This is a genomic window from Streptomyces sp. CA-146814, from assembly GCF_050942385.1.
Lineage (GTDB): Bacteria > Actinomycetota > Actinomycetes > Streptomycetales > Streptomycetaceae > Streptomyces.
The window spans coordinates 4,328,749-4,354,777 of the sequence record NZ_CP192068.1; the positions used below are offsets into that span (position 1 = coordinate 4,328,749).

General features: G+C 70.6%; 22 protein-coding genes and 1 riboswitch. Of the genes, 14 read left to right on the plus strand and 8 right to left on the minus strand.

Translation table 11 applies throughout. From position 1 onward, the window contains the following. Positions 1–3: 3 nt before the first annotated feature. Positions 4–1,401: a M1 family metallopeptidase gene (locus tag ACQP09_RS19265; protein ID WP_433401372.1), complete on the plus strand. Its 1,398-nt coding sequence runs from the start codon at positions 4–6 to the stop codon at positions 1,399–1,401. Between the two features lie 28 nt (positions 1,402–1,429). Here the strand turns inward: ACQP09_RS19265 and ACQP09_RS19270 are convergent, their stop codons facing one another. Both ACQP09_RS19270 and ACQP09_RS19275 read right to left on the minus strand, forming a co-directional pair. After that, positions 1,430–3,049: a M4 family metallopeptidase gene (locus ACQP09_RS19270; RefSeq protein ID WP_433401375.1), complete on the minus strand. Its 1,620-nt coding sequence runs from the start codon at positions 3,047–3,049 to the stop codon at positions 1,430–1,432. Between the two features lie 284 nt (positions 3,050–3,333). Further along, entirely contained in the window at positions 3,334–3,909 is a 576-nt protein-coding gene (locus ACQP09_RS19275) for a TerD family protein (protein ID WP_161263697.1), read from the minus strand. Between the two features lie 205 nt (positions 3,910–4,114). Between ACQP09_RS19275 and arfB the strand changes: the two genes are divergently transcribed. Further along, positions 4,115–4,549, plus strand: a complete 435-nt coding sequence (gene arfB, locus ACQP09_RS19280; RefSeq protein ID WP_433401378.1) for an alternative ribosome rescue aminoacyl-tRNA hydrolase ArfB — start codon at positions 4,115–4,117, stop codon at positions 4,547–4,549. Positions 4,550–4,635: 86 nt separating this feature from the next. On the opposite strand, the gene ACQP09_RS19285 is transcribed toward arfB, so the two are convergent. Continuing rightward, complete coding sequence (locus tag ACQP09_RS19285) at positions 4,636–5,142, minus strand: flavin reductase family protein (RefSeq protein WP_356755236.1); 507 nt, start codon at positions 5,140–5,142, stop codon at positions 4,636–4,638. A 388-nt stretch (positions 5,143–5,530) separates the two neighbouring features. Here ACQP09_RS19285 and cdgB point away from each other — a divergent pair, with 388 nt between their 5' ends. Both cdgB and ACQP09_RS19295 read left to right on the plus strand, forming a co-directional pair. Further along, complete coding sequence (gene cdgB / locus ACQP09_RS19290; protein WP_433401382.1) at positions 5,531–7,180, plus strand: diguanylate cyclase CdgB; 1,650 nt, start codon at positions 5,531–5,533, stop codon at positions 7,178–7,180. A gap of 143 nt (positions 7,181–7,323) precedes the next feature. Continuing rightward, the gene (locus tag ACQP09_RS19295; protein WP_433401385.1) at positions 7,324–8,334 is read left to right on the plus strand and encodes a CBM35 domain-containing protein; all 1,011 of its coding nucleotides are present in this window, start codon (positions 7,324–7,326) and stop codon (positions 8,332–8,334) included. A gap of 66 nt (positions 8,335–8,400) precedes the next feature. Here the strand turns inward: ACQP09_RS19295 and ACQP09_RS19300 are convergent, their stop codons facing one another. The 3 genes from ACQP09_RS19300 to ACQP09_RS19310 form a co-directional block, all read right to left on the minus strand. After that, on the minus strand, positions 8,401–9,327 hold the full coding sequence (locus ACQP09_RS19300; protein ID WP_433401388.1) for a 1-phosphofructokinase family hexose kinase: 927 nt from the start codon (positions 9,325–9,327) through the stop codon (positions 8,401–8,403). A gap of 164 nt (positions 9,328–9,491) precedes the next feature. Then, the gene (gene nagA / locus ACQP09_RS19305; RefSeq protein ID WP_433401390.1) at positions 9,492–10,649 is read right to left on the minus strand and encodes an N-acetylglucosamine-6-phosphate deacetylase; all 1,158 of its coding nucleotides are present in this window, start codon (positions 10,647–10,649) and stop codon (positions 9,492–9,494) included. Further along, on the minus strand, positions 10,649–11,542 hold the full coding sequence (locus ACQP09_RS19310) for an ROK family protein (RefSeq protein ID WP_433406656.1): 894 nt from the start codon (positions 11,540–11,542) through the stop codon (positions 10,649–10,651). Before ACQP09_RS19310 ends, nagA begins: the two co-directional genes overlap by 1 nt. A gap of 435 nt (positions 11,543–11,977) precedes the next feature. On the opposite strand from ACQP09_RS19310, the gene ACQP09_RS19315 reads away from it, so the two are divergent. The 3 genes from ACQP09_RS19315 to otsB all read left to right on the plus strand — a co-directional run bounded on the left by ACQP09_RS19315 (position 11,978) and on the right by otsB (position 14,606). Further along, entirely contained in the window at positions 11,978–13,255 is a 1,278-nt protein-coding gene (locus tag ACQP09_RS19315) for an ABC transporter substrate-binding protein (RefSeq protein ID WP_433401393.1), read from the plus strand. A 42-nt stretch (positions 13,256–13,297) separates the two neighbouring features. Continuing rightward, on the plus strand, positions 13,298–13,558 hold the full coding sequence (locus ACQP09_RS19320; RefSeq protein ID WP_433401396.1) for a DUF3263 domain-containing protein: 261 nt from the start codon (positions 13,298–13,300) through the stop codon (positions 13,556–13,558). A gap of 190 nt (positions 13,559–13,748) precedes the next feature. Beyond that, the gene (otsB, locus tag ACQP09_RS19325; protein ID WP_433401399.1) at positions 13,749–14,606 is read left to right on the plus strand and encodes a trehalose-phosphatase; all 858 of its coding nucleotides are present in this window, start codon (positions 13,749–13,751) and stop codon (positions 14,604–14,606) included. A 7-nt stretch (positions 14,607–14,613) separates the two neighbouring features. On the opposite strand, the gene ACQP09_RS19330 is transcribed toward otsB, so the two are convergent. Continuing rightward, a complete protein-coding gene (locus ACQP09_RS19330) occupies positions 14,614–16,005 on the minus strand; it encodes an alpha,alpha-trehalose-phosphate synthase (UDP-forming) (protein WP_433401402.1) in 1,392 nt (463 codons plus the stop codon). A gap of 47 nt (positions 16,006–16,052) precedes the next feature. Continuing rightward, positions 16,053–17,003: a glucosyl-3-phosphoglycerate synthase gene (locus ACQP09_RS19335; RefSeq protein ID WP_433406657.1), complete on the minus strand. Its 951-nt coding sequence runs from the start codon at positions 17,001–17,003 to the stop codon at positions 16,053–16,055. Between the two features lie 164 nt (positions 17,004–17,167). Continuing rightward, positions 17,168–17,295, plus strand: a riboswitch (SAM riboswitch). Between the two features lie 18 nt (positions 17,296–17,313). On the opposite strand from ACQP09_RS19335, the gene thrC reads away from it, so the two are divergent. The 7 genes from thrC (at position 17,314) to ACQP09_RS19370 (ending at position 25,919) form a co-directional block, all read left to right on the plus strand. Then, positions 17,314–18,609 carry a threonine synthase gene (thrC, locus tag ACQP09_RS19340; protein ID WP_432147521.1) on the plus strand — a complete coding sequence of 432 codons (1,296 nt, stop codon included), beginning with the start codon at positions 17,314–17,316 and terminating at the stop codon, positions 18,607–18,609. A gap of 53 nt (positions 18,610–18,662) precedes the next feature. Continuing rightward, a complete protein-coding gene (locus tag ACQP09_RS19345) occupies positions 18,663–18,941 on the plus strand; it encodes a MoaD/ThiS family protein (protein WP_018511018.1) in 279 nt (92 codons plus the stop codon). Between the two features lie 419 nt (positions 18,942–19,360). Continuing rightward, positions 19,361–19,567: a cold-shock protein gene (locus tag ACQP09_RS19350; protein ID WP_003967346.1), complete on the plus strand. Its 207-nt coding sequence runs from the start codon at positions 19,361–19,363 to the stop codon at positions 19,565–19,567. Between the two features lie 321 nt (positions 19,568–19,888). Further along, positions 19,889–21,511, plus strand: coding sequence for a chaperonin GroEL (gene groL, locus ACQP09_RS19355; RefSeq protein WP_361333079.1), 1,623 nt, complete (start codon positions 19,889–19,891; stop codon positions 21,509–21,511). A gap of 272 nt (positions 21,512–21,783) precedes the next feature. Next, positions 21,784–22,164 (plus strand): hypothetical protein, encoded by a 381-nt coding sequence (locus ACQP09_RS19360; RefSeq protein ID WP_433401409.1) that lies wholly within the window; start codon positions 21,784–21,786, stop codon positions 22,162–22,164. Positions 22,165–22,557: 393 nt separating this feature from the next. Beyond that, positions 22,558–24,201 (plus strand): stealth family protein, encoded by a 1,644-nt coding sequence (locus tag ACQP09_RS19365; protein ID WP_433401412.1) that lies wholly within the window; start codon positions 22,558–22,560, stop codon positions 24,199–24,201. Positions 24,202–24,341: 140 nt separating this feature from the next. Then, positions 24,342–25,919, plus strand: a complete 1,578-nt coding sequence (locus tag ACQP09_RS19370) for a stealth family protein (RefSeq protein WP_433401415.1) — start codon at positions 24,342–24,344, stop codon at positions 25,917–25,919. The last annotated feature ends 110 nt before the right edge of the window (positions 25,920–26,029 follow it).

The following is a 26,029-nucleotide window of genomic DNA, read 5'->3' on the forward strand; positions in this document are numbered from 1 at the left end:
CCGGTGAACCACCGCCTCCCGGCCGCCGCCACCTCCGTCCTCCTCGCCCTCGTCCTCCTCGCCGCGGGCTGCTCCGGCGGCGTCGAGGGCACTCCGGGGGCCGTGGGACTGCGCGACCCGTACTTCCCGGGGCTCGGCAACGGCGGCTACGACGTCACCCACTACGGCCTGGAGCTCGACGTCGACCCGGCCGCGAACCGGCTGCGCGGCACGGCCACCATCACCGCCCGCGCCACGCAGGACCTGAGCGCCTTCCACCTCGACCTGGCCGGGCTCGACGTGGAGTCCGCCACCGTGGAGGGGCGTCCGGCGGCCGTGAACCGGGCGGGCCGGGAGCTGACGATCCGGCCGGGCGCCGCGGTGGAGGAACGGCTGCGCAAGGGGCGCACGTTCACCACCGTCGTGCGCTACTCCGGCGCGCCGCAGGCCATCACGGACGCCGACGGCGGCAAGGAGGGCTGGCTGCGGACGGCGGACGGCGCGGTCGCCCTCGGTGAGCCGGCCGGCTCCATGGCCTGGTTCCCCGGCAACCACCACCCGAGCGACAAGGCCGCGTACGACATCGAGGTCACCGTTCCGGAGAAGCTCACGGCCGTCTCCAACGGAGAACTGGTCGCCCGCCGTACGGAGAACGGCCGTACCGCCTACCGCTGGCGCACCACCGAACCGATGGCGAGCTATCTGGCGACCGTCGCCGTCGGCCGGTTCACCACCGAGCAGTCGCGCACGCCCGACGGGATCCGGCTGTTCACGGCCGTGGACCCGGAGTCGGCGGCCGCGAGTCGGGACGTGCTGGACGAGATCCCGGCCGTACTGGCGTGGTCGGCGCAGAAGTTCGGCCCGTACCCGTTCACCTCCGCCGGCGCGATCGTGGAGCGCGAGGGCGACTCGGCGTACGCGCTGGAGACCCAGAACCGGCCCGTCTTCCCCGGCCCGCCCGACACCGCGCTCCTCGTCCACGAGCTGGCCCACCAGTGGTTCGGCAACTCCGTCACCCCGGCGACCTGGCGCGACCTCTGGCTCAACGAGGGCTTCGCCACGTACGCGGAGTGGCTCTGGGCCGCCGACCACGACGGCGTACCGGTCCGGGAGAGCTTCGACGAGGCGTACGCGGACGACGCCAACTGGGCCTTCCCGCCCGCCGATCCGCCGGACGCCGCCGACCTGTTCGAACCGCCGGTGTACGGGCGCGGCGCGATGGTCGTCCACCGGATCCGGCTCGCCATCGACGACGACGCGGCGTTCTTCGCGCTGGTCAAGGGGTGGACGAAGGCGCACCGGCACGGCAACGCCGCGACCGACGACTTCACCGCGTACGTGGAGAAGGAGACCGGCCAGGACCTCACCGCGCTGTGGGACGCCTGGCTGTACGGCGAAAGCCGGCCGCCCGTGGAGGGCTGACCGGCTTCCGTGTTCCGTACGGCCGGGGTTACTTGACGTTGACGCCGGTCCAGGTGGCCGAGACCGCCTTCAGCTCCTCGCTGTCCGCGCCGAACAGGTCGGTCGCCGCCTTCTCGGTCGCGACGCGCGCGCCCGCGTAGTCGGTGGTGGAGGTCATGTAGACGGAGAGCGCCTTGTACCAGATCTGGTACGCCTTCTCCCGGCCGATGCCCGTCAGCGTCGAGCCGTCGGAGGTAGGCGAGTCGTACTCGACGCCGTTGACCGTCTTCTTCCCGCTGCCCTCGGCGAGCAGGTAGAAGAAGTGGTTGGCGACGCCGGAGGAGTGGTGGACGTCCAGGTTGCCGAGGTTCTCGTCCCAGTAGTCGGCGGAGCTGCCGTCCTTGGAGGGCTGGTCCATGTAGCGCAGCGGGGTGCCGTCGCCGTTGATGTCGATCTTCTCGCCGATGAGGTAGTCGCCGGCGTCCGATGCGTTGTCGGCGAAGAACTCCACCGAGGTGCCGAGGATGTCGCTGGTCGCCTCGTTGAGGCCGCCGGACTCGCCCGCGTACTCCAGGTTCGCGGTGGCGGAGGTGAGGCCGTGGGTCATCTCGTGGCCCGCGACGTCGATGGTGGTGAGCGCGTTCTTGTTGCCCTCGCCGTCGCCGTACGTCATGCAGAAGCAGCTGTCGTCCCAGAAGGCGTTGACGTAGTTCTCGCCGTAGTGGACGCGGGAGTACGCGGCCTTGCCGTCGCCGCGGATGCCGTCCCGGCCGAGCGCCGACTTGTAGAAGTCCCAGGTCTTCGCGGCGCCGTAGTGGGCGTCGACGGCGGCGGTCTGCCGGTCCTCGCCGGTGCCGTCGCCCCAGGTGTCGTCGTCATCCGTGACGAGGGTGCCGGTGCCGGAGGAGCCCTGGTTCAGGTCGTACGTCTTGTGGCCGCCGCGCTCGGCGTCGGTGAGCTCGAAGCCCGCGTCGGTCTTCGTGGTGGTGAGCTCGACCTCGCCGCTGTACTGGCTGTGGCCGGTGCCGGTCTCGACCGCCTCGTAGCTGTGCAGCTTCTTGCCGGTGGTGGCGTCGGTGATGGTGTGGACGCGGCTCGGCGTGCCGTCCTTCTGCACGCCCTTCTTGACGGTCTCCCAGGCGAGTACGGGCGTTCCGCCGTGGCTCGCGTAGATCACCTTGCGGGCGCTCGCCGCGGCCTTCAGCTTCGGCGTGGTCGACGCCACGGCTATCTTCGCGTCCGTCGCCTTGTCGACGCTTCGGAGCGTGCCGGTGGCGGCGGTGTGCGTGACGAGGTCGCCGCCGAGGACGGGCAGGCCGTCGTAGGTGCGCTCGTACCGGGTGTGGACGGTGCCGTGGGCGTCGGTGATGACGTCGCGGACGATCAGCTTCTCGCCGGCACCGAGGTTGAGGGCCTTCGCCGCCGCGGCGGTCCTGGTCCGTGCCGACTTGATGGCGGTGGCGCGGTCGGCCGAGGAGTTGATGCCGAGCGCGGCGGCCGTGGAGGGGGCCGGTGCGTCACCGCCGTTGTCGCCGGGGGTGGCGACCGCGGAACCGGTCTGGACTCCGGCGACCACCATCGCGGCGACCGCCGCGAGCGCTGCGAGCCGACGGGTGGTGCGGGTGGTCCGCGTGGTGCGGGAGGTGTGGGGGGTGGCGTGGAGGTTCATGTGTGTTCTCCGTTGGTCGTCCTGTGGGGGGACTACGAGCGGAGAGCGTGCCACCGAATGGGCGAAGTTGACGGTGTGCCGACAATTACCTCACAACTTTTTGACCAGTCCTTGTCCGACTGGGGTGTGCGGGTGTCCGGTATTCGGTGGAGTGGCGTGATTTCGCTGCGCTGTACATGGGGCCGTACATGTGAGTTGACGGGACATCACGCACGCGCGCGGGAGCCCCCGGCCGCACGTGTACGCGGCCGGGGGCTCCCGGTGGAAACGGGGTGCGGCTCGGGTCAGAGGTTGACGCCGAAGTCGCGGGCGATACCGCTGAGGCCGGAGGCGTAACCCTGGCCGACCGCGCGGAACTTCCACTCGGCACCGTTGCGGTAGAGCTCGCCGAAGACCATGGCGGTCTCGGTGGCGGCGTCCTCGCTCAGGTCGTAGCGGGCGATCTCGGCGCCGCCGGCCTGGTTGAGGATGCGGATGAACGCGTTGCGGACCTGGCCGAAGTTCTGGCTGCGGGCCTCGGCGTCGTAGATGGAGACCGGGAAGACGATCTTGTCCACGTCGGCCGGCAGGCCTGCCAGGTTGACGTTGATCTGCTCGTCGTCGCCCTCGCCCTCACCCGTGACGTTGTCACCGGTGTGCACGATGGTCTGGTCCGGCGTCGACTTGTTGTTGAAGAAGACGAAGTGGCCGTCGGAGACGACCTTGCCCGCCGCGTTGACCGCGATCGCCGAGGCGTCGAGGTCGAAGTCGGTGCCGGTGGTGGTGCGGACGTCCCAGCCGAGGCCGACCGTGACGGCGGTCAGGCCCGGGGCCTCCTTGGTGAGCGAGACGTTGCCGCCCTTGGACAGGCTTACAGCCATGGGAAGTCCCTTTCCTCGTCGTGTGCGGGCTTTCGTGCCATCACGAAAGCTACCGTCACCCGTCCTAACGCAGTCAGCAGACCATGAGGTTCCTGCTCTCTTTACTTTCTTTGCCGAACTTCCTCCTGAAGAGGTGCCGGGCGCGGGCCTCGGGCGCAAGGACGGGCGCAAAAGAAGGTGACGAATCCGGTGCGGGGCGGGGAACATGGATGACATGTCCGGGCCCTATGTCATCCGCGGCTCGGTCTCCCTGCCGGAGGCCGAGCTCATGTGGCGTTTCTCGCGCTCCTCCGGGCCCGGCGGCCAGCACGTCAACACCAGCGACTCCCAGGTGGAGCTGCGCTTCGACCTCGCGGCGACCGACGCGCTCCCGGAGGTCTGGAAGGCGCGGGCGCTGGAGCGGCTGGCGAGCAGGCTGGTGGGCGGCGTCATCTCCGTACGGGCGTCCGAGCACCGCTCCCAGTGGCGCAACCGCGAGACGGCCGCCGTCCGGCTCGCCGCGCTCCTGGCGGAGGCCACGGCGCCGCCGCCCAAGCCGCGGATCAAGCGGAAGATCCCGCGCGGGATCAACGAGCGCAGGCTGCGCGAGAAGAAGCAGCGCGGCGACACCAAGCGCGGCCGCTCGGGCCGGGACTGGTGACCACGGGGCCCACGCCCCTGTCACGCCGTCACCTCGGCTGCCGGTAGCGGGTCGACGTCACCCCCGCCGCCGGTAGCGCGTAGACGTCACCCCAGCTGCCGGTAGCGCCCCTTGAAGTACGCCAGCGGCTCCCCGTCCGCGCTCGGCACCTCCGCCGTCAGCACGCGCCCGATCACCAGCGTGTGGTCACCGGCCACCACGCGCTGCTCCGTACGGCACTCCAGCGTCGCCAGCGCACCGCCGATCAGCGGCGCCGCCGTCACCTCGCCGCGTACGTACGGCAGGTCCTGGAAGAGCAGCCGGTCGCTGATCCGGCCCTTCATGGCGAACCGGCCCGCGATCTGCCGCTGGCCCGCCGCCAGGACGGAGACGGCCCACAGCGGTTGCTCGTCGAGCAGGTCGTCCATCCGGGAGCCGTTGCGCAGGCTCACCATCACCAGAGGCGGGTCCAGGGACACGGACATGAAGGCGGTGGCCGTCATCCCGACGTCCTCGCCGCGGCCCTCCTCGTCGAGCGGCGGCTCCTGGGCGGTGACCAGCACCACTCCGGCGGCCAGCCGCGCGAGTGCTGCGCGGAACTCGTCGTTGCTCACCCCCTCAGCATGGGGGATGGGCTCGGGGCTCGGGGTCGCGGGAGTCGTCTGCAGCACACCGGAACGCTAACCGCGTACGGCGGCCCCGGCATCGGGCCAGGGGACCAGACGGGTCCTAGGACCTGAGCCCCACCGGGCCACGCGGCGTCCGGACCGCGGACTGTGGCCGGATCCGGACGGCCGGATGTGCGCCAGGAAAACGACGGAACGCCCGAAGAGTCACCCTCAACCACTGGACCATCTGTTGTGACTTGAGTCACAGAGTCCATTTTCTGCTGACCCTGTGTACCGGGTGCACAGCTCACTGTGATTCAGTGGCCGTGACACTGCAACAAGTACGTCGATATGAAATCTGGAGTTGCTGTCGAGGTCTCGGGGAGTGCGAGCGATGGAGGCCGAGTCGGAACCCTACGTCCGCCTTGCGACCATGCGGCAGCTGCACCAGGCCGTCGCTGACCTCAACACGGCGCGGAGTCTGGCGGACACGCTGCAGACCGTGGCGGACGGCATCGTCACCGGTCTCGGCTACGAGCTGGGCTGCGTCAACCTGGTCCGGCCCGACGGCGACCTCGTCATCGCCGCCTTCGCGGGCAACGCCGCCGCCGAGGCGCTGATCACCGGCCGCGTCGGCTCCCGCGCCTCCTGGGACCGCCGGCTGACCATGGGCGAGGCCTGGGACCAGCTGCGGTTCATCCCGCACACCGAAGGCTGGGTCCTGCTCGACGACGACGTACCGCAGTGGCACACCGAAGGTCCCGAGCCGCGCTTCGAGGACGAGTGGCACCCGCTGGACCGGCTCTACGCGCCGATGTACGCCTCCGGGGGCGGACGGGACCTCCTCGGGGTCATATCCGTCGACCGGCCGCGCAACGGGCGCCGCCCCGGCGCATGGGGGCGCGAAGCGCTCCAGATGTACGCCTCCCAGGCCGCCATCGCGATCAGCAACGCCCGCCTCCGGGCGAACATGCAGCGCGCACTGGTCAGGCTGGAGCGCGAGCAGCAGGCGCTGCGGGCCAGCGAGGAGTCCTTCCGCCAGGCCTTCGAGTACGCGCCCAGCGGCATGGCGATCGCCGAGATGGGCGGCGACCAGCACGGCCGGCTGCTCCGCACCAACGACGCCCTCTGCCGGCTGCTCGGCCGTCCCGCCTCCGTCCTGCGCCGCTACTCCTTCGCCGACCTGGTCCACCCCGAGGACATCGGCACCCTGCTGCGGACCTCCGCCGAGGGCGGCCGGGCCGAGCTGCGGCTCGGGCGGCGGGACGGGACGTACCTGTGGGTCTCGCTGCGCAACTCCGTGGTCGCCGACACCGCCGACGGGCCGCGCTTCCTCCTCACCCACGTCGAGGACATAGAGGAGCGCAAGCGCCACGAGCTGAACCTGGCCCACCGCGCCTCGCACGACGCGCTCACCGGCCTGCCCAACAGCGCCGAGCTGAAGTCCCGCCTCAGCGCCCGGATCTGCGAGCGGCCGAACTCCCCGGCCGCGACCGCGATCGAGGCGCTGGACGCGGCGTACGGAGACGTCGAGTCGTCCCTCACCCACGGCTACCAGGCCGACGGGTACGAAGGCGAGGCGCCCGGCGGGCTCTACGACCACCATGTGCACACGATCGCGCCGGACGCTGAGCACGACGACGGCACGAAGGGGCTCGCGGTCCTCTTCTGCGACCTCGACGGCTTCAAGTCCATCAACGACCGCTTCGGCCACCACACAGGTGACGCGGTTCTCATAGAGGTCGCGCGGCGGCTCTCCACCTGTGTCCGGGACGGCGATACGGTCGCGCGGCTCGGAGGTGACGAATTCGTCGTTCTCGCGGACGGCCTCGGTGCGGCGGACGCCGCTGACCTGGCCGTACGTCTGCGAAATGCCATCATTCCGCCCATAAGGGTCGATGGGCGCGCGGTCCGGGTCGGGGCGAGCTTCGGCATCGGCTGGGCCGAGTGCGGGATGAGCGTGGAAGAGGTCCTGCGCTCCGCCGACCAGCGGATGTACGTCGAGAAGCGGTCGCGGTCCAAGGTCCACCGCAGGGCCGGATGATGTTCACGACCGACAGGCACCCTTACCCCGTACACGCCCCTCCGAACCGGCCCGGTCCATGATCGCCATTCGGACTGTGCTCCGTACGAGGTAGGCTCGGCCGGTCGGCGACGGCTGGCGAGATGGTGAGGAGTGACCCAGGGATGACGGCCGGAAACAACGGCGCGAGCAAGCCCGAGGACGACGATCCGTTCGGCTACCTGTACGCGGACGGTCAAGCGGCAGGCGCCCAGCCGCCCGGCCAGGGCGGCTACGGCTACCCGGGGCCGGCCGCGCAGCCGGGCGTGCCCAGGACGTCGTACAACCAGGTACGGACGGTCGGCGAGCGCCAGTACGGGCAGCAGCAGGTCCCGTCGCAGCCGGGGCAGGGCGGCGGCTACGGCTACCCGCCCCAGCAGGGCTACGGCCAGCCACCCGCACCCCAGTACCACCAGCCGAACCCGCAGTACGCGGCGCCCGAGACCTACCCCGGCGGTGCGCCCGCCGCGCACCACGGCTCGGTGTCCGGCGGCGGTTCCGGCGGCCGTGGCGGCGGACCGAACACCAAGGCGCTGCTGATCGCGGCGGTCGCCGTGGTCGCGGTCGTCCTCGTCGGTATCGGCGCCGCGCTGCTCTCGGGCAGCGACGGCGACAAGGACGAGAAGAACAACGAGGCCGTCTCCTCGGAGGGCCCCGCCGAGAAGGTCGACGAGAGCGGCCAGCCGGAGAAGAAGCCGGATGAGGAGCCGAAGCCGGTCGAGCTCCCGAAGCAGGACGCGGCGACGCTGACGCTCGGCGGTTCGACCATCACGGACAAGTCCGTGAAGGGCGCCGAAGGCGTCGGCGGCAGCTATGTCTCGGGCTTCAACCAGGTCGGTTCCTCGGTGACCTGGAAGGCGAAGATGCCGACCGAGGGCTCGTACCGCCTCACCGTGCGCTACGCCATCCCGGCCGTCGACGCCAACGCGACCCTGACGGTCAACGGGAAGCCGAACTCGCAGCCGATCGGCCTGAAGAACTTCATCAGTTCGTCGGACCCGAACCTGGAGAAGAACTGGCAGACCACCTGGGCGCCGGTCGACCTCCAGAAGGGCGAGAACGAGATCAAGATCTCCTGCGAGGAGGGCAACCAGTGCGACGTGTTGCTCGACTGGCTGGAAGTCACGCAGAAGTAAGCAGCTCCGTCTCGCAGGACGGCCCGCCGGCTCATCGCCGGCGGGCCGTTCCGCGTTCCGGGCAGCTCAGGCCGGATCGCCGGCCCGCTCCACGCGCACGCGCGGCAGCAGCTCCGCATAGGCCGCCGCGTCGAACTCGCCGGCCGCCGGGGCCAGGACCGTCGCCGTGGACAGCGCCACCGCCCGCGCCAGCCGCTGCGGCCAGTCGAGCCCCTCGGCCAGCGCGGAGAGCAGACCGGCCACCGCGGAGTCGCCCGCTCCGGTCGGGTTGCCGCGGACGGGTGCGGGCGGAGCGGCGCGCCAGGTGCCGTCCGGGGTGTCGGCGAGGACGCCGTCGGGGCCCAGCGAGGCGATCACCGTGTGGGCGCCGCGGCGGCGGGCGTCCCGGGCGGCGCGGAGCGGCTCGCGGAAGCCGGTGAGCTGGGCCAGCTCGTCCGCGTTCGGCTTGACCAGGTCGGGGCGGGCGGCGATGCCCCGGCGCAGCGGTTCGCCGCTGGTGTCCAGGAGCACGGGTACGGCGGCGGCGCGGGCGATCCGGACCAGCTCCGCGTAGGCGCCGACGTGGACGCCGGGCGGCAGCGAGCCGCAGAGCGCGACCGCTTCGGCGTCCGCGACGAGCTCTCCGTACGTCCGCAGGAACGCGGCCCATTCGCCGGCGCTCACCTGCGGTCCCGGCTCGTTGAGCTGGGTGGTGTCGCCGGTCGAGCGGTCGGTGATCGCGAGCGTGCGGCGGGTGTTCCCGGCTACGGGGACGAGGGCGTCGCGCGGCGGGAGCGGCGCGAGGAGGGTGCGCAGGACGTCTCCGGTGGCGCCGCCGGCGAAGCCGGTCACCACGGTGTCGTGGCCCAGCGCGCCGAGCACGCGGGCGACGTTCAGGCCCTTGCCGCCGGGGCGTTCGGTGACCTCGCCGACGCGGTGGCTGGCGTGCGGGACGAGGGCGTCGACGGTGTACGTCACGTCGAGCGCGCTGTTCAGAGTGACGGTCAGGATCACCTGGCCCGGCACCTCCCTCGATCCGTCGGTCCGTCCGCGCAGGGCCCGTGCCGGTGCTTGCGGGCCTGGTGATCATGTCAAAGGGAGGGCGGCCGGGCCCAGTCCCCGGGCTCGACCGCCATCTCTTCGTTACGTGCTCACCCCGTGCTCACCGGGAGAGGGCCTCAGGCCGTCTTGGGCTCGATGACCCACTCGCCCTTGCGCATGACGCCCGCCAGGACGAAGTCCGCGTCGAGCACCACCAGGTCCGCGTCCTTGCCCGGCTCCAGCGAACCGACCCGGTCGTCGACGCCGAGGAGGCGGGCCGGGTTGGCCGAGATGGACCGTACGACGTCCTCCACCGGGATCCGGTCGATGGTGACGGCCCGGCGGAACGCGGTGTCCAGGGTGAGGGTGGAGCCCGCGATCGAGCCGCCCTCCACCAGCCGGGCGACGCCGTCCCTGACCTCGACGGCGAGCGGGCCCAGGTCGTACAGCCCGTCGCCGAAGCCGGCCGCGTCCATCGCGTCGGTGATCAGCGCGACCCGGCCGGCGCCCTTGTGGCGGTAGGCCAGCTCCAGGACCGCCGGGTGCAGATGCGTACCGTCGTTGATCAGCTCGACGGTGATCCGGTCGTCCTCCAGGAGCGCGGCGATCGGACCGGGCTTGCGGTGGGCCAGCGGGGGCATCGCGTTGAACAGGTGCGTGGCGACGGTGGCGCCCGCGTCGATCGCCTCGACGGTCTGCTCGTACGTCGCGTCGGTGTGGCCGATCGCGGCGATGACCCCGAGGTCGGCGAGCAGCCGTACGGAGTCGAGCCCGCCGGGCAGCTCGGTGGCGAGGGTCACCATCCGGGCGGCACCGCGCCCGGCGTCGACCAGCTTGCGGACCTCGGCCGGGTCCGGGTAGCGCAGCAGCTGCTCGCTGTGGGCGCCCTTGCGGCAGGGCGAGATGAAGGGGCCCTCGAAGTGGATCCCGGCCAGGTCGCCCTGCTCGACCAGCTCGGAGAGGATCCCGGCGCGCTGGGCGAGGAAGTCCATCCCGTCGGTGACGGTGGAGGCGACCAGGGTGGTGGTGCCGTGCTCGCGGTGCGTACGGATGCCGTGCAGGACCTCGTCGACGGTGCCGGAGGTGAAGGAGGCCCCGCCGCCGCCGTGGTTGTGCATGTCCACGAAGCCGGGGACCACCCAGTGGCCGGTGAGGTCGATGACCCGGGCGTCCTCGGGGGCGGAGTCCGAGATCCGGGTGGACTCGACGGTCACCCGGCCGTCCTCCACGGTCCCGGTGGGAAGGACCACCCGGGCGCCCGCGAGGACCGTGCTGTCTGCTGCGCGTCCGGCCATCAGGCGGAAACCTCCGTGGAGAGTAGATCCCAGGCGAGCAGCCCCGCGCCCAGGCATCCGGCGGTGTCCCCGAGGGCCGCCGGGACGATGTGGGGCAGCTTCTGGAACGTGACGCGTTCCTCGACGGCCGCACGCAGTGGTGTGAACAAGGTTTCCCCGGCCTCGGCGAGACCGCCACCGATGATGAGCGTGCTGGGGTCCAGCAGGGTGAGCGCGGTGACGAGTCCGGCGGCGAGCGCGTCGACCGCGTCCCGCCAGACCGCGATCGCCGCCGGATCGCCCGACTCGACGGCCTTGGCGCAGTCGGCGGCGTCGGCCTCGGGGTCGCCGGAGGCGGCGGCCCAGGCCCGGGTCACCGCGGAGGCGGAGGCCAGCGTCTCCAGGCAGCCGCGCTGGCCGCAGCCGCAGTCCGGGCCCTCGGGGCGGACCACGATGTGGCCGATCTCGCCCGCGTACCCGTGGGCGCCCGCCTCGATCCGGCCCGCGATCCCGATGGCTCCGGCGATCCCGGTGCCGAGCGGCACGAACAGGAAGCGGTCCGCGCCCCGGCCCGCCCCGATGCGGCCCTCGGCGAGCCCTCCGGTGCGGACGTCGTGCCCGAGGGCGACCGGGATCCCGCCGAGGCGCTGGCCGAGCAGGGCGCGCATCGGTACGTCGCGCCAGCCCAGGTTGGCGGCGTAGACCGCGATCCCCTTCTCGGCGTCGACGATGCCGGGCACCGCGACGCCCGCCGCGACGGCGCTCTCGCCGAAGTGCTCCTCGCCGTGGGCGCGCAGTTCCGCGGCGAACGCGAGGATGGTCTCGACGACCGCGTCGGCGCCGCGCTTCCGGCCGGTGGCCCGCCGCGCCTCATGGAGCAGCGTGCCGTCGGTCCCGACCAGCGCGGCCTTCATTCCGGTGCCGCCCACATCGAGGGCGATGACATGTCTCACGAGAGACAGTTTCGCCCGCCGACCCCTAAAAGGTCTAGTCCACTAGCGCGGTTTGTTGCGCACCCATACAAAATGATGAACGAGTGAAGGCGGACCGTTTTCTGCTGGAAAGCCACGAAATGGGCACGCCGGGCGCGGGTCTGTTCGAGTCAATGGTCTGGACCAACATACGGGTTCGGGGCCCCGACTGCCAGAGCACGTAAGCCAGTTGTGGCCCCTGAGGTCCGCATACGTTGCCGAAGCGATACGCCGGTGGTGTAGACCTCCCCTCCGGTGTGGGGGAAAATCGCAGTTCATCCGGACGGTGGCAGGACGGGTGGCGGCGCCGTGGCCGATCTATCAGAGGTCCGCACGGTGACGTTGCGCCACCGCCCGAGACCAGATGGAACAACGAGGATGGGCGAGGCTGTGCAGCGGCGCTTTACGGTTCTGACCGCGGTGGTGGCCGCGCTGGGTATGACGGCAACGTTGTCGGCCTGCGGAGGTGACAGCGGCACGGGCGACGTCACCCTCACGCTGGTCGCCGCCGACTACGGCAACAGCTCGGCCAACAGCTCCGAGAAGTACTGGAGCGGTGTCGCGGCGGGCTTCGAGAAGCAGAACCCCGGCATCAAGATCGACGTCAACGTCTACTCCTGGAAGGACGTCGACCGCAAGGTCGCCGAGATGGTGAAGGCGGGCAAGGCCCCCGACATCGCGCAGATCGGCGCCTACGCGGACTACGCCAAGGACGGCAAGCTCTACAGCGCCGACCAGATGCTCTCCATCCGCACCCAGGCCAACTTCCTGCCCACCCTCACCGACGCGGGCAAGGTCGACGGGACGCTGTACGGGCTCCCGTTCGTCGCCAGCACCCGGCTCCTCTTCTACAACGAGAAGCTCTTCGGCCAGGCGGACCTGGACGCACCCGAGACCTGGGACGACATCCAGAAGGACGCCACCGCGCTCAAGGCCAAGGGCGTGAAGTACCCCTTCGCCCTGCCGCTCGGCCAGGAGGAGTCGCAGGCCGAGACGCTGATGTGGCTGCTCAGCAACAGCGGTGGTTACGTCGACGACGTCGGTCTCTACGACATCGACTCGGCGCAGAACATCGCCACGTTCAGCTGGCTGCGGGACAACCTGGTCGGCAAGGGCCTCACCGGTCCCGTCGCGCCGGGCAAGCTGGACCGCGCGAAGGCCTTCGAGGCGTTCACCAAGGGCGAGGTCGGCATGCTCAACGGCCACCCCACCCTGATGGAGGAGGCCGAGGCCAAGGGCGTCAAGGTCGGCATGGTGCCGCTGCCCGGCGCCGAGGGGCCGACCAAGGGCTCGATGGGCGTCGCCGACTGGATGATGGGCTTCAAGCAGAACGGCAACCGCAAGGCGATCGGCGAGTTCTTCGACTACGCCTACTCCGACGAGAACGTGCTCGCCTTCGCCGACGAGTACGACCTGCTCCCGGTGACCGGCAGCGCGTCCGCCGAGATGGAGACCGACTCCAAGCACGCGAAGCTGCGCGAGTTCCTGGCGGCGCTGCCCAACTCCCAGCTGCCCCCCTTCGGCAAGACGTCCTGGGCGACGGTGAGCGAGTCGATCAAGACGAACATCGGCGAGGCGGTGGCTCCCGGCGGGTCCCCGGAGCGGGTGCTCGGGGAGATAGCGGCGGAGGCGGCGAAGGCGGAGAGCGCGGAGTAGCGGCGGGCGCGGCGGGGTCGGTTGCCCGGTTAGGTTGGTTGTATGACCGCATCCGACGCCGAGTCCGAGCCTGCCGCCCCGGGGCTGTCCGACCGTGACCGTGCGCTGCTCGCGCTGGAGCGGAGGCCGTGGGCGGGGCCCGGGGCGAAGGAGCGGGCGATCCGGGAGGAGCTCGGCATCTCCCCGGTCCGCTACTACCAGCTGCTGAACGCGCTGATCGAGGACGAGCGGGCGCTGCGGGAGGACCCGGTCACGGTGAACCGCCTCCGCCGGCTGCGAGCGGCGCGGCGCGAGCGGCGCTGAGCCTTTCCGGGGGCTCTGCCCCCGGACCCCCGCTCCTCAATCGCCGGAGGGGCTTGATTTTGCCGCCCCCGGCTGTCCTCTGGGGGGGGAGCATTCTTGAGCCCCTCCGGCGATTGAGGAGCGGGGTGCGGGGCGGAGCCCCGGTCGGGCCCGGGCCCCGTCGCCCGCCGCACCCCGCTACGCTCACCCCATGGGCAGCCACTCCGCACAGCCGCCGATCCCGACCCCGACCACCCCGGCCGGCCGCGAGGGCCTGGAGGCCGTTCTCGAACGCCCCGACCGCGCGGTCATCGCTCTCGACTTCGACGGCACGCTCGCCGACATCGTCCCCGACCCCGAGCGCGCCCGCGCCCACCCCGGCGCCGTGGAGGCGCTCGCCGCGCTCGCGCCGAAGGTCGCCTCCATCGCCGTGATCACCGGCCGCCCCGCAGGCGTCGCCGTACGGTACGGCGGCTTCGCGGGCGTCCCCGGCCTCGACCGCCTCGTCGTCCTCGGCCACTACGGCGCCGAGCGCTGGGACGCCGCCACCGGCACCGTGACCGCCCCCGCACCCCACCCCGGCGTCGCCGAGGCGCGGGCCGAACTCCCCGGCGTACTGCACGAGTTCGGCGCCTGGCACGGCACCTGGACCGAGGAGAAGGGCCAGGCCGTCGCCGTCCACACCCGCCGCGCCGACGACCCGCAGGCGGCCTTCGAGACCCTGCGCGGCCCGCTCGGCGAGCTGGCCGCCCGGCACGGGCTGATCCTCGAACCGGGCCGCCAGGTCCTGGAGTTGCGCCCGCCGGGCATGGACAAGGGCGTGGCGCTCGCGGAGTACGTACGGGAGGTCGACGCCGCGTCCGTCGTGTACGCCGGAGACGACCTCGGCGACCTCGCCGCTTTCGCCGCCGTGGAGAAGCTGCGCGGCGGCGGCCCGGACGGCATCCCGGGCCTCCTGGTCTGCAGCGGCAGCGCCGAAGTGCCCGAACTGGCCGAGCGCGCCGATCTGTCGGTGCCGGGCCCGGCCGCCGTGGTCGACTTCCTGGCGGCCCTGGCCGATCAGCTGTAGGCGCCCCTCACTCCTGCCGCAGCGCCTCCAGCTGGTCCAGGAACCACTGCTGCGGCGGGAGCGCGGTCGCCGCCTCCGCCAGCCGCTTCGTGCGGCCGGTCCGCTCCTCGGCGCCCATCGACAGCGCCTCGTGCAGCGCCTCCGCCGTGGCCACCACGTCGTACGGGTTCACCACGATCGCGTCCTCGCCCAGCTCCTCGTACGCCCCCGCCTCCCGCGACAGCACCAGCGCGCAGCCGTGGTCGGAGACGACGGGGACCTCCTTGGCGACCAGGTTCATGCCGTCGCGGATCGGGTTGACCAGCGCCACGTCCGCCAGCCGGTACGCGGCGAGCGAGCGCGCGAAGTCGTCCTTCACGTGGAGGACGACCGGCGTCCAACTCTCCGTGCCATAGGCCCCGTTGATCTCCGTGGCCAGGGTCTGCACCGCCGCCGTGTAGTCCTGGTAGACCGCGAGGTCCTGGCGCGAGGGGTAGGCGAAGGCCACGTGGACCACGCGCTCGCGCCACTCCGGGCGGGTCTCCAGCAGGGTCCGGTAGGCATGCAGGCCGCGCACGATGTTCTTGGACAGCTCGGTGCGGTCCACCCGCACGATCGTCTTCCTGTCCTCGCCCACCTGCTCCCGCAGCGCCTCCATCCGCTCGTCCACGTCCGCCTCGCGCGAGCGCCGCCGCAGGAAGTCCGCGTCGGCCCCGAGCCCGTGCACGCCGACCCTGGTCCGGCCCGTCCCGCCGAGGATCTCCGTACAGCAGCCGATGAACGCGTCCGCCCACCGCCGGGTCAGGAACGCGGCCCGGTCCGCGCCCAGGATGCCGCGCAGCAGCTGCTCACCGATGTCGTCCGGCAGCAGCCGGAAGTAGTCCACCGGCGCCCACGGCGTGTGCGAGAAGTGGCCGATCCGCAGGTCCGGGCGCAGCTCGCGGAGCATGCCGGGGACCAGGGCCAGGTGGTAGTCCTGGACCAGCACCGACGCCTCCGGGCCCGCCTCCTCGGCGAGCGCCTGCGCGAAGGCCCGGTTGTACGCCTCGTACGAGGCCCACTGGCGCCGGAACTCCGCGTCGAAGACCGGCTCCACGGGCGTCTGGTACAGCAGGTGGTGGACGAACCACAGCACCGAGTTCGCGATGCCGTTGTACGCGTCGGCGTGCACCTCGGCGTCGATGTCCAGCATCCGTACGCCCGGCTCACCGACCCCGCGCCGCACCGCCTCGCGGTCGCCGTCGCCGAGGGCCGCGCAGACCCAGAGCTTGTCGTCGACGGCGCTCAGCCCGGAGACGAGACCGCCGCCGCCGCGCTTGGCGTCGAGCGTTCCGTCCTCGCCGAGCGTGTACGTGATCGGGCCGCGGTTGGACGCGACGAGGACCTGGGCGGTGGGGGCGGGTGCGTGCTCGGTGACCATGTAGCGGAACCTAGCCCGTAAGGGAAGCCGCCAAACGCCTCAGTGCGTCACGCCGCCCGCCGCTCCGCGTACTCCGCGATCTCCCGCATCGGCGGCCGCTCCTCCGTGTCCACCGCGTGCGTGCGCGGCACGAACCCCTCCGCACCCCGCTCGAACTGCGTCAGCGCCGGCCGCACCAGATGGCCCCGGGAGAGCCGCAGCTGCGCCGTGCGGTAGATCGCCGCCGCCATCCGGCCCAGCGCCTGCCCGTCCTGGTGGCGGTGGCGCCGCACCCCCACGTCCACCTGGCCCAGCGCGTCCAGCCCCACGGTGTGCAGCGCGTCCACCAGGAGCCCCAGCTCCACCCCGTAACCGACCGGGAACGGCAGCCGCTCCAGCAGCGAGCGCCGCACCGCGTACTCGCCGCCCAGCGGCTGCACGAAGCCGGCCAGCTGCGGCCAGTGCAGATTGAGCAGCGGACGTGCCACCAACTCGGTGACGCGGCCGCCCTGACCTGCGCTGTCGCCGAGCGGACGGTCGTACATCGCCTTGACGAACTGCACGGTGGGGTCGGTGAGCAGCGGGCCGACCGTTCCCGAGACGAAGTCCGCCGAGAAGTCCCTCAGGTCGGCGTCGACGAAGCAGACGATCTCGCCGCTGGTCACCAGGAGCGACCGCCAGAGCACCTCGCCCTTGCCGGGCAGGGCCGGGATCCGTGGCAGGATCGCGTCGCGGTGCACCACCCGGGCGCCCGCCGCGCGCGCGACGGCGGCCGTGGCGTCGGTGGAACCGGAGTCGATCACCACCAGCTCGTCGACCAGCCGGACCTTCTCCATCAGCTCGCGCCGGATCGTCGCCACGATCGCGCCGACCGTGGCCTCCTCGTTCAGCGCGGGCAGCACCACGCTCACCGACGTACGGTGCGGGTCGGCGGCCCGGGCGTCGGTGAGCCGGTTCAGCGGGCGGTCGGCGGACGACCAGGAACGCCTGGTCAGCCAGCGTTCCACCTCTTCGAGCACGGTCTGAACTCCTCGCATGTGAGCTGTGTGTGATCCATCTCGCCGTTCGGACGACTATCTCAACAGTCCGGTCCTTCGGTTACAGTCTTGAACAACGCGGATGACCGTCGCATGTCGGGGTCCGTCGTCACACAAACGCCTGGATCGAAGATCCAGTGCCACAGAGCTCATCCAGAGGGACTGAGGGAACGGCCCGTTGAAGTCCCGGCAACCCTCCTACCGACCGCGAGGTCACGGTGGGGAAGGTGCCAATTCCGTCTTGTGGCGAAATGCGCTGCAAGGAAGATGAGGAGAAAGGGCCTCCGCCATCATGGCTGTTCAGACCGTTGCAGGTAATGCCACCACCGCCTCCGTGGACCTCGGTCCCGCCGCGGCGCTTTCCTGCCGCGAGTGCGGCGAGCGTTTCGAGCTCGGCCCCCTTTTCGCCTGTGCGTCCTGTTTCGGGCCACTGGAAGTGGCATACGACCTGCCCACCGGTTCCGCCGAGGAGCTGCGCAAGCGCATCGAGGCCGGCCCGGACAACATCTGGCGCTACGCCCCGCTGCTGCCGGTTCCCGCCGATGTCGCGGAGAAGCCCAACATCAACCCCGGCTTCACCAAGCTGGTCAAGGCCGACAACCTCGCCCGTGAGCTGGGCGTGACCGGCGGTCTGTACGTCAAGGACGACTCCGGCAACCCGACGCACTCCTTCAAGGACCGCGTCGTCGCGATCGCCGTCGAGGCCGCCCGCGCCTTCGGTTTCACCACCCTCTCCTGCTCCTCCACGGGCAACCTGGCCGGTGCCGTCGGCGCCGCCGCCGCCCGCGCCGGACTGCGCTCGTGCGTGTTCATCCCGCACGACCTGGAGCAGGGCAAGGTCGTCATGGCCGCGGTGTACGGCGGTGAGCTGGTCGGCATCGAGGGCAACTACGACGACGTCAACCGCTTCTGCTCCGAGCTCATCGGCGACCCGCTCGGCGAGGGCTGGGGCTTCGTCAACGTCAACCTGCGGCCGTACTACGGCGAGGGTTCCAAGACGCTGGCGTACGAGATCTGCGAGCAGCTCGGCTGGAAGCTCCCCGACCAGATCGTCATCCCGATCGCGTCCGGCTCCCAGCTGACGAAGATCGACAAGGGGTTCCAGGAGCTGATCAAGCTCGGCCTGGTCGAGGACAAGCCGTACAAGATCTTCGGCGCCCAGGCCGAGGGCTGCTCCCCGGTCTCCGCCGCCTTCAAGGCCGGACACGATGTCGTACGGCCCCAGAAGCCGAACACCATCGCCAAGTCCCTGGCCATCGGCAACCCGGCGGACGGCCCGTACGTCCTGGACATCGCCCGCCGCACCGGCGGTGCGGTGGAGGACGTCAACGACGAGCAGGTCGTCGACGCGATCAAGCTGCTGGCGCGCACCGAGGGCATCTTCGGCGAGACGGCGGGCGGTGTGACGGTCGGCGTGACGAAGAAGCTGATCGAGGCCGGCGTGATCGACCCGGCGCTCACCACCGTCGTCCTGAACACCGGTGACGGGCTCAAGACGCTCGACGCGGTCTCCGCGACCTCGCAGGCGACGGCGACCATCAAGCCGAGCCTGGACGCGTTCCGCGCCGCGGGCCTCGCCTCCGCCTGACCACCCCGATCGCCCCGATCGCCCCGACCGCAGCAGCCAGAAAGGCGTCCGCCATGAGCGTCAAGGTCCGCATCCCCACCATCCTCCGCACCTACACGGGCGGCCAGGCCGAGGTCACGGCGGAGGGCGCGAAGCTCTCCGAGGTCATCGACTCCCTGGAGAAGGACCACCCGGGCATCGCCGCCCGCGTCCTGGACGACCAGGGCAAGCTGCGCCGCTTCGTCAACGTGTACGTCAACGACGACGACGTGCGTTTCGAGGGCGGGCTCGACGCGGCCACGCCCGACGGCGCCGGCATCTCGATCATCCCGGCCGTGGCCGGCGGCTGCTGATCCGACCGCCATCGGCTGAACCACCGTTGCCCCCTCCGCGAGAGAAAGCGGAGGGGGCAATTCTGCATGGTTGAGCGCGGTAGAGTTGGGGAAGCCCCCTCCGCTGCGCGTGCCGCCCGCATATGAGAATGCGCCCGGCCCCGATAAGAAGCAGCCAAAGTACGTGAACCCCTTGAGGCATAAGTGGCCTTTGCCTGGCCCGACTTGCCCGTAAATTTCAGCAATCTCGCATATTCGGGCGTTCGCCCGTGCCCGGAATTCTCGTCCGATTGACCTGTTGCAGAGGGCAGTTGGGCGGATACATTCGGCCGCGGTCGACGCGCTGCGGCGCCGCGCACCCTCTCCTGTCGGAGGGTGAGTTCCGACCCGGGCCCGCGAAGTGCGGTCCCGTGCAAGGGCCAGTTATAGGGGAGTTAGGCATGGCTCAGGGCACCGTCAAGTGGTTCAACGCGGAGAAGGGGTACGGCTTCATCGCGGTCGACGGTGGTGCGGATGTTTTCGTCCACTACAGCGCGATCCAGATGGACGGGTACCGCACCCTCGAAGAGGGTCAGCGAGTTGAATTCGAGATCTCGCAGGGCCAGAAGGGGCCCCAGGCCGACATGGTCAAGCTCGCCGTCGGCTGAGCCCGGCGCGGCCGTCCGACGTCACTACTCACGCATGCAGGGCCCGGCCCCGGAGTGAATTAGGGGACCGGGCCCTTCGTGCGCGCCCGGCTCGCGCGCCCGGACCACATGGCGGGCCCTGGCCTGAGGCGCTTGCACTCTCAGGGGTCGAGTGCTAATCATTGGCGTTAGCACTCTCCAGGTGAGAGTGACAGAAACTTGGACCGGGCCGGTGAGGCCCGCAGGCGCGGTGGGGCAAGGAACCACCACGCACGCAGGCCGTCCGTCGCGGGCGCCTCTCGGTCCGGAGCAATCCACCCCTGTCCGGGAGGACCACTTCACATGGCCAAGATCATCGCGTTCGACGAGGAGGCACGGCGCGGTCTCGAGCGCGGGATGAACCAGCTCGCCGACGCCGTCAAGGTCACCCTCGGCCCCAAGGGCCGTAACGTCGTCCTCGAGAAGAAGTGGGGCGCGCCCACGATCACCAACGATGGTGTATCCATCGCCAAGGAGATCGAGCTCGAGGACCCGTACGAGAAGATCGGTGCGGAGCTGGTCAAGGAGGTCGCCAAGAAGACGGACGACGTCGCCGGCGACGGTACGACCACCGCCACCGTTCTCGCCCAGGCTCTCGTCCGCGAGGGTCTGCGCAACGTCGCCGCAGGCGCCAACCCGATGGCCCTCAAGCGCGGCATCGAGAAGGCCGTCGAGGCCGTCTCCGCCGCTCTGCTGGAGCAGGCCAAGGACGTGGAGACCAAGGAGCAGATCGCTTCGACCGCCTCCATCTCCGCCGCCGACACCGAGATCGGCGCCAAGATCGCCGAGGCGATGGACAAGGTCGGCAAGGAAGGCGTCATCACCGTCGAGGAGTCCCAGACCTTCGGTCTGGAGCTCGAGCTGACGGAGGGCATGCGCTTCGACAAGGGCTACATCTCGGCCTACTTCGCGACCGACATGGAGCGTATGGAGGCGTCGCTCGACGACCCGTACATCCTGATCGTCAACTCGAAGATCGGCAGCGTCAAGGACCTCATCCCGCTGCTGGAGAAGGTCATGCAGTCGGGCAAGCCGCTGCTGATCATCGCCGAGGACGTCGAGGGCGAGGCGCTCTCCACCCTGGTCGTCAACAAGATCAAGGGCACGTTCAAGTCCGTCGCCGTCAAGGCCCCGGGCTTCGGCGACCGCCGCAAGGCCATGCTCGCGGACATCGCCATCCTCACCGGTGGCACCGTGATCTCCGAGGAGGTCGGTCTCAAGCTGGAGAACGCCGGCCTGGACCTGCTCGGCCGCGCCCGCAAGGTCGTCATCACCAAGGACGAGACCACGATCGTCGACGGTGCCGGTGACAGCGACCAGGTCCAGGGTCGCGTCAACCAGATCCGTGCCGAGATCGAGAACTCCGACTCGGACTACGACCGCGAGAAGCTCCAGGAGCGCCTCGCGAAGCTGGCCGGCGGCGTGGCCGTCATCAAGGCCGGCGCCGCCACCGAGGTGGAGCTCAAGGAGCGCAAGCACCGCATCGAGGACGCGGTGCGCAACGCCAAGGCCGCCGTCGAGGAGGGCATCGTCGCCGGTGGTGGCGTGGCTCTGCTCCAGGCCTCGGCCGTCTTCGACAAGCTCGACCTCACGGGCGACGAGGCGACCGGCGCCAACGCCGTGAAGCTCGCGCTGGAGGCCCCGCTCAAGCAGATCGCCGTCAACGGTGGTCTCGAGGGTGGCGTCGTCGTGGAGAAGGTCCGCAACCTGCCGATCGGTCACGGCCTCAACGCCGCGACCGGCGAGTACGTCGACATGATCGCCGAGGGCATTCTCGACCCGGCGAAGGTCACGCGCTCCGCTCTGCAGAACGCCGCCTCCATCGCCGCGCTCTTCCTCACCACCGAGGCCGTCATCGCCGACAAGCCCGAGAAGGCCGGCGCGGCCGCCCCGGGTGGCATGCCGGGCGGTGACATGGACTTCTGATCGGGTCCGGTTCGCGCCGGTCGATCGAAGCTCCACGCACGTCCCGCAGGGGCGGCATCTCCTTCACGGGAGGCGCCGCCCCTGTGGCGTGTCCGAGGTTGCTGGGACACTGCGGGGGACGGTTGGCGAGTTCGTACGCGTACGAGTGCGACTGTCGTGCGAGTACGCGTACGGGTACGGGTACGGGGGTGGGCATGACGGTTACGCGGGCGGGGTACGGCGGAGCGGGGCGCGGCGGGTCCAGGTACAGGGCGCGTCTCAAGGGGGCCGGGTTGCTCCTCGCCGGGGTCGCGTTGTCGGCGGCGGGACTGTTCGTCGTGGCGACGGGCACGGGCCTCGCCGGTCTCCTCGGCATGCGGGTGGAGACGTTCGGCGCCGTCGAGTGCCGTGACACCCGCACCAGCAAGGGCCAGACGGTCTGGCACTGTTTCGGTGAGGCGGAAGGCGTCGGCCGCACCCGGATCAGCTTCACGGACCACGACGGCAGGAACGACCCGGAGACGATCACCGCGACCCAGGTGTCCGACGGCGGACGGTGGTTCGCGCACTCCGGGACGATCGTCGGCTACGGCATGATCCCGCTCCTGCTGGGCGCCGGACTGGCGGCCTGGGGCGGTTACGTCGTGCGACAAAGGTCACTGTCCAGGAGGTGAGCGGACGGCGGTCAGGGCCGCGCGGCGCTCCCGGGGACGCTCCCATGCCGGTGCACTGACCAGGACAGCCGTGGGGCGGCAGGGGCATCGCGGCGGCGACGGCCCTCGGAGGCCGGAGCGCACGGAACGGGAACCGGCTGCCGGTCGTTAAACTGCCGTTCGGTAAAAGGACTGCTTCGGGCTATCCTTCGGCGTGCTGAAGCACGCCGGCCAGGCGAGTGGGCGGTGGGTGGGAAGCGGCGGATGTTCGTGACCGGGCAGAGGTATCGCACTCAGGTCACGACTGGCTCCCCGGCTTCCCGACGGTAGAGAGGAAAGAATGTGACTGTTCGTTCATTCGCACGCAGAATGGGCCCGCGAGTTCAGCGGAAGGCCGCGGAACAGTCATGGCGGATGCTTTCGGCGCGCACCCGGCGCAGGGCCGTCAGCGACCAGCCCGATGTCAGCCGGGTCCTGGTGAACGGCCAAGAGCTCTACGGGCGCGTCGTGCAGGGATTCTCGGCCGCCGACGCCGCTGCGCAGAACCTGGCGATCGCCACCCGCGCCCTGGAGCGGGCGGGCGTCTCCTACTTCCTCGTCCCCGGTATCTCCAAGGTCCGGTACACCATCGGCGTCAACGAAGCGGACCGCGCTCGCTTCCATGACGCGATGGAGGAGGAGTACGCCGGGAAGGCGGTCTTCATCGGGCAGCCGACGGTGGGGCGCGTCCTGAAGCGCCCCGCTCTGTATCTCGACGGCAAGCTGCCCTCGGCCCTCCTGACGGCCTCGGTGCTGCGGGTGGGCGAGATCCACCTCGGGCCCGCGGGCCAGGTCCTCGGCGGGCCCGAGATCGGGTGCGACGTCGAGTTCTGGAAGAGCGGGGCCGAGCTCATCGCCGGTCCGAGGGCGGAGCAGGAGCTGGCCAAGATCCAGCCGCAGGCCTCCGCGGACATCTTCAGCCAGTCGCTGGTCGCGCCGCGCCGCAACCGGGTCGCGGAGGTGCTTCCCAACTCCGAGCAGGAGCTGGCGAGTCGTCGGGTCGGCGACCGGGACATACCGACGTTCGCACCGTTCGCCGTCCCCACGATCGGCGACGTGACGTTCCCCGTCGACGTCGTCTACACCTGGGTCGACGGCGAAGAGCCGGCCATGCGCGAGAAGCGGGCGCGGTACAAGGGCCAGGGCACCGCCGAGATCCTGGACAAGGAAGTCAACGCTTCCCGCTACACCAGCCACGACGAGCTCAAGTACTCGCTGCGCTCGTTGCAGATGTACGCGCCCTTCGTGCGCAACGTCTACATCGTCACCGACGGGCAGACGCCGAGCTGGCTCGACCCGGACGCGGACGGCATCACCGTCGTCGATCACCGGGACATCTTCCCCGAAGGCGTCCTCCCGGTCTTCAACTCCCACGCCATCGAGACCCGGCTGCACCACATTCCGGGCATTTCCGACCACTATCTCTACTTCAACGACGACGTGTTCGTGGGCCGTCCCGTCACGCCCGAGGCCTTCTTCCACCCCAGCGGTGTCATGAGGGTTCCGGTGTCGCCGCTGAAGATCGGTGTCGGCAAGCCGCACGCCGAGGAGACGGCGACGAACTCCGCGAGCAAGAACGTGCGCCGGCTGCTGATGGAGAAGTTCGGGGCGCTCACCACGAACAACTTCATGCACACGCCGCTTCCCCAGCAGCGGAAGACGCTGCTGGAGCTGGAGGAGATGTTCTCCGAGGACATCGCCCGGACGACCGCGTCGCGCTTCCGCTCGCCCCAGGACGTGGCGCTCACCGCGCCCCTCCTGTACCAGTACGCGCTGATCACCGGGAAGGGCATCCCCGGCAAGTTCAGCTTCCGGTACGTGAACATCAGCCGCGAGGACGCCGACAAGAGGCTGGACAACCTTCTCGCGACGCGCCGGTTCAGCTTCTTCTGCCTCAACGACGTCGATGTCGCCCCGGAGCAGCGCGAAGAAGTCAGCATGCGCATGGACGGTTTCCTCGAGCAGTACTTCCCGTTCCCCAGTTCGTTCGAAAGGCGACCTGATGGAACGCGGGAATGAGCCTCATGCGCCGGAGGGCCTCACGCGTCTGGCGCGTCGGCACACGGGCCGCCCGCAAGGTTGAGAGGGGGGCGGCCGCGCCGATCTGGCGCCTACGTGTCTCCCGGCGGCGAGCCGCCCTGCGACGGGTCCGTCCCGACGTGGTCCCCGTCGCCGTGGGGGGGCTGCGTGTTCTCGGCGCGCCGGCGAAGAGCTATGTCTCCACCGATGCCGCGGCCCAGTCGCTGAAGCTCGTCTCGGACGTGCTGGAGACAGCCGGCATCCCCTACTTCCTGGTGCCGGGCCGCGACTGGCTGCGGCACGTGGTCGGCGTGGAGAGGAAGCACCGGGCGGCCTTCCTGGACGCGGCGACCCGGGAGCTGTCCGGGACGCCTGTCTACCTGGGAGCCGTGGACCAGGGCGACAGCCTGTCCGTTGCCGGACACTGCGCGGACGGCCGGCTGCCGCAGGCCGTCCGGGAGGCCGAGGTGCTGCGTATGGGCGTGGTCCACCTCGGCCCGCACGGCCAGGTGCTGGGCGGTTTCGTGGACGGCTGCGACATCGAGTTCTGGCAGCAGGGCGAGGAGGCCGACGGCTCCGCCGGCGACGGCGGGAGGCTGTGGTTCAGCGTCCCGGGCAGCGAGCTCACGGACACGTTTCCGGAGTCGCTGGTCGCGCCCCGCCTCAACCGGATATCAGAGGTCATCCCGTCGGAGGCCCAGAAGCCGGCGACGGCCACCGTGAGCGGCCTGCAGATACCGACGTTCCAGCCGTTCGCCCAGCGGACCGTGGAAGAGGTCTCCTTCGCCGTCGACGCGGTCTACACCTGGGTCGACGGCGACGAGCCGGAGCTGGCGGCCAAGCGGGAGGCCTACCGGGAAGGCTCCTCCGCCATCGCCAAGCGCGAAGTCGGGATGTCCCGCTACACGGACAGCGACGAGTTGCGGTACTCCCTGCGGTCGCTGGAGATGCACGCCAGCTTCATCCGGCACGTGTATCTGGTGACGGACGGCCAGACGCCGTCCTGGCTCGATGTGAACGCGCCCGGTATCACGGTCGTCGACCACCGGGACATACTCCCGGCGTCGGCGCTCCCGGTCTTCAACTCGCATGCCATCGAGACCTGCCTGTACCGGATCGACGGGCTCTCCGAGGACTACCTGTACCTCAACGACGACGTGTTCTTCGGCCGGCCCGTGCGCGCCGAGCACTTCTTCCACGGCAACGGCATCGCCCGCATCCCGTTCTCCCCGTACAAGCTGGGTCTGGGCCTCCCGCACAGTACGGAGCCGGCCCCGAACTCCGCGGGCAAGAACGTGCGCCGGGTCATCCAGCAGCACCACGACCGGTTCATCACCAACAAGTTCCTGCACACTCCGCACCCCCAGTCGCGCGCGGTCATGCGGGAGATAGCGGAAGCGGGCTTCCCGGAGCTCGAACGCACCACGCACTCGCGGTTCCGCTCGACGGCGGACGTGGCGGTGGCCGCGACCTTCCACCACCACTGGGCGATCCTCACCGGGCGGGCCGTTCCCGGCGACTACTCCTTCCGGTACGTCGACGTCGGCAGGCCGGACCTCCACGAGAGGCTCGCGCGGCTGAGGAAGCACAACGACGTCGACTTCTTCTGCCTCAACGACGTGGACACCGCTGTCGCGGCCCGGGACTCGATCCGGCGGGCCGTGGACGGCTTCCTGGAGTGGAAGTTCCCCTTCCCGAGCCGCTTCGAGCGATCCTGACGACTCCACCGCCTGCGCCGACACCGTAGAACGCCTGACGCCTCGGTGTGCCCGGCGCTTCAGGGCGTCCCGGCCGCCGGCGGCCGGAAGTCGGCTTGGCCGAATGATTA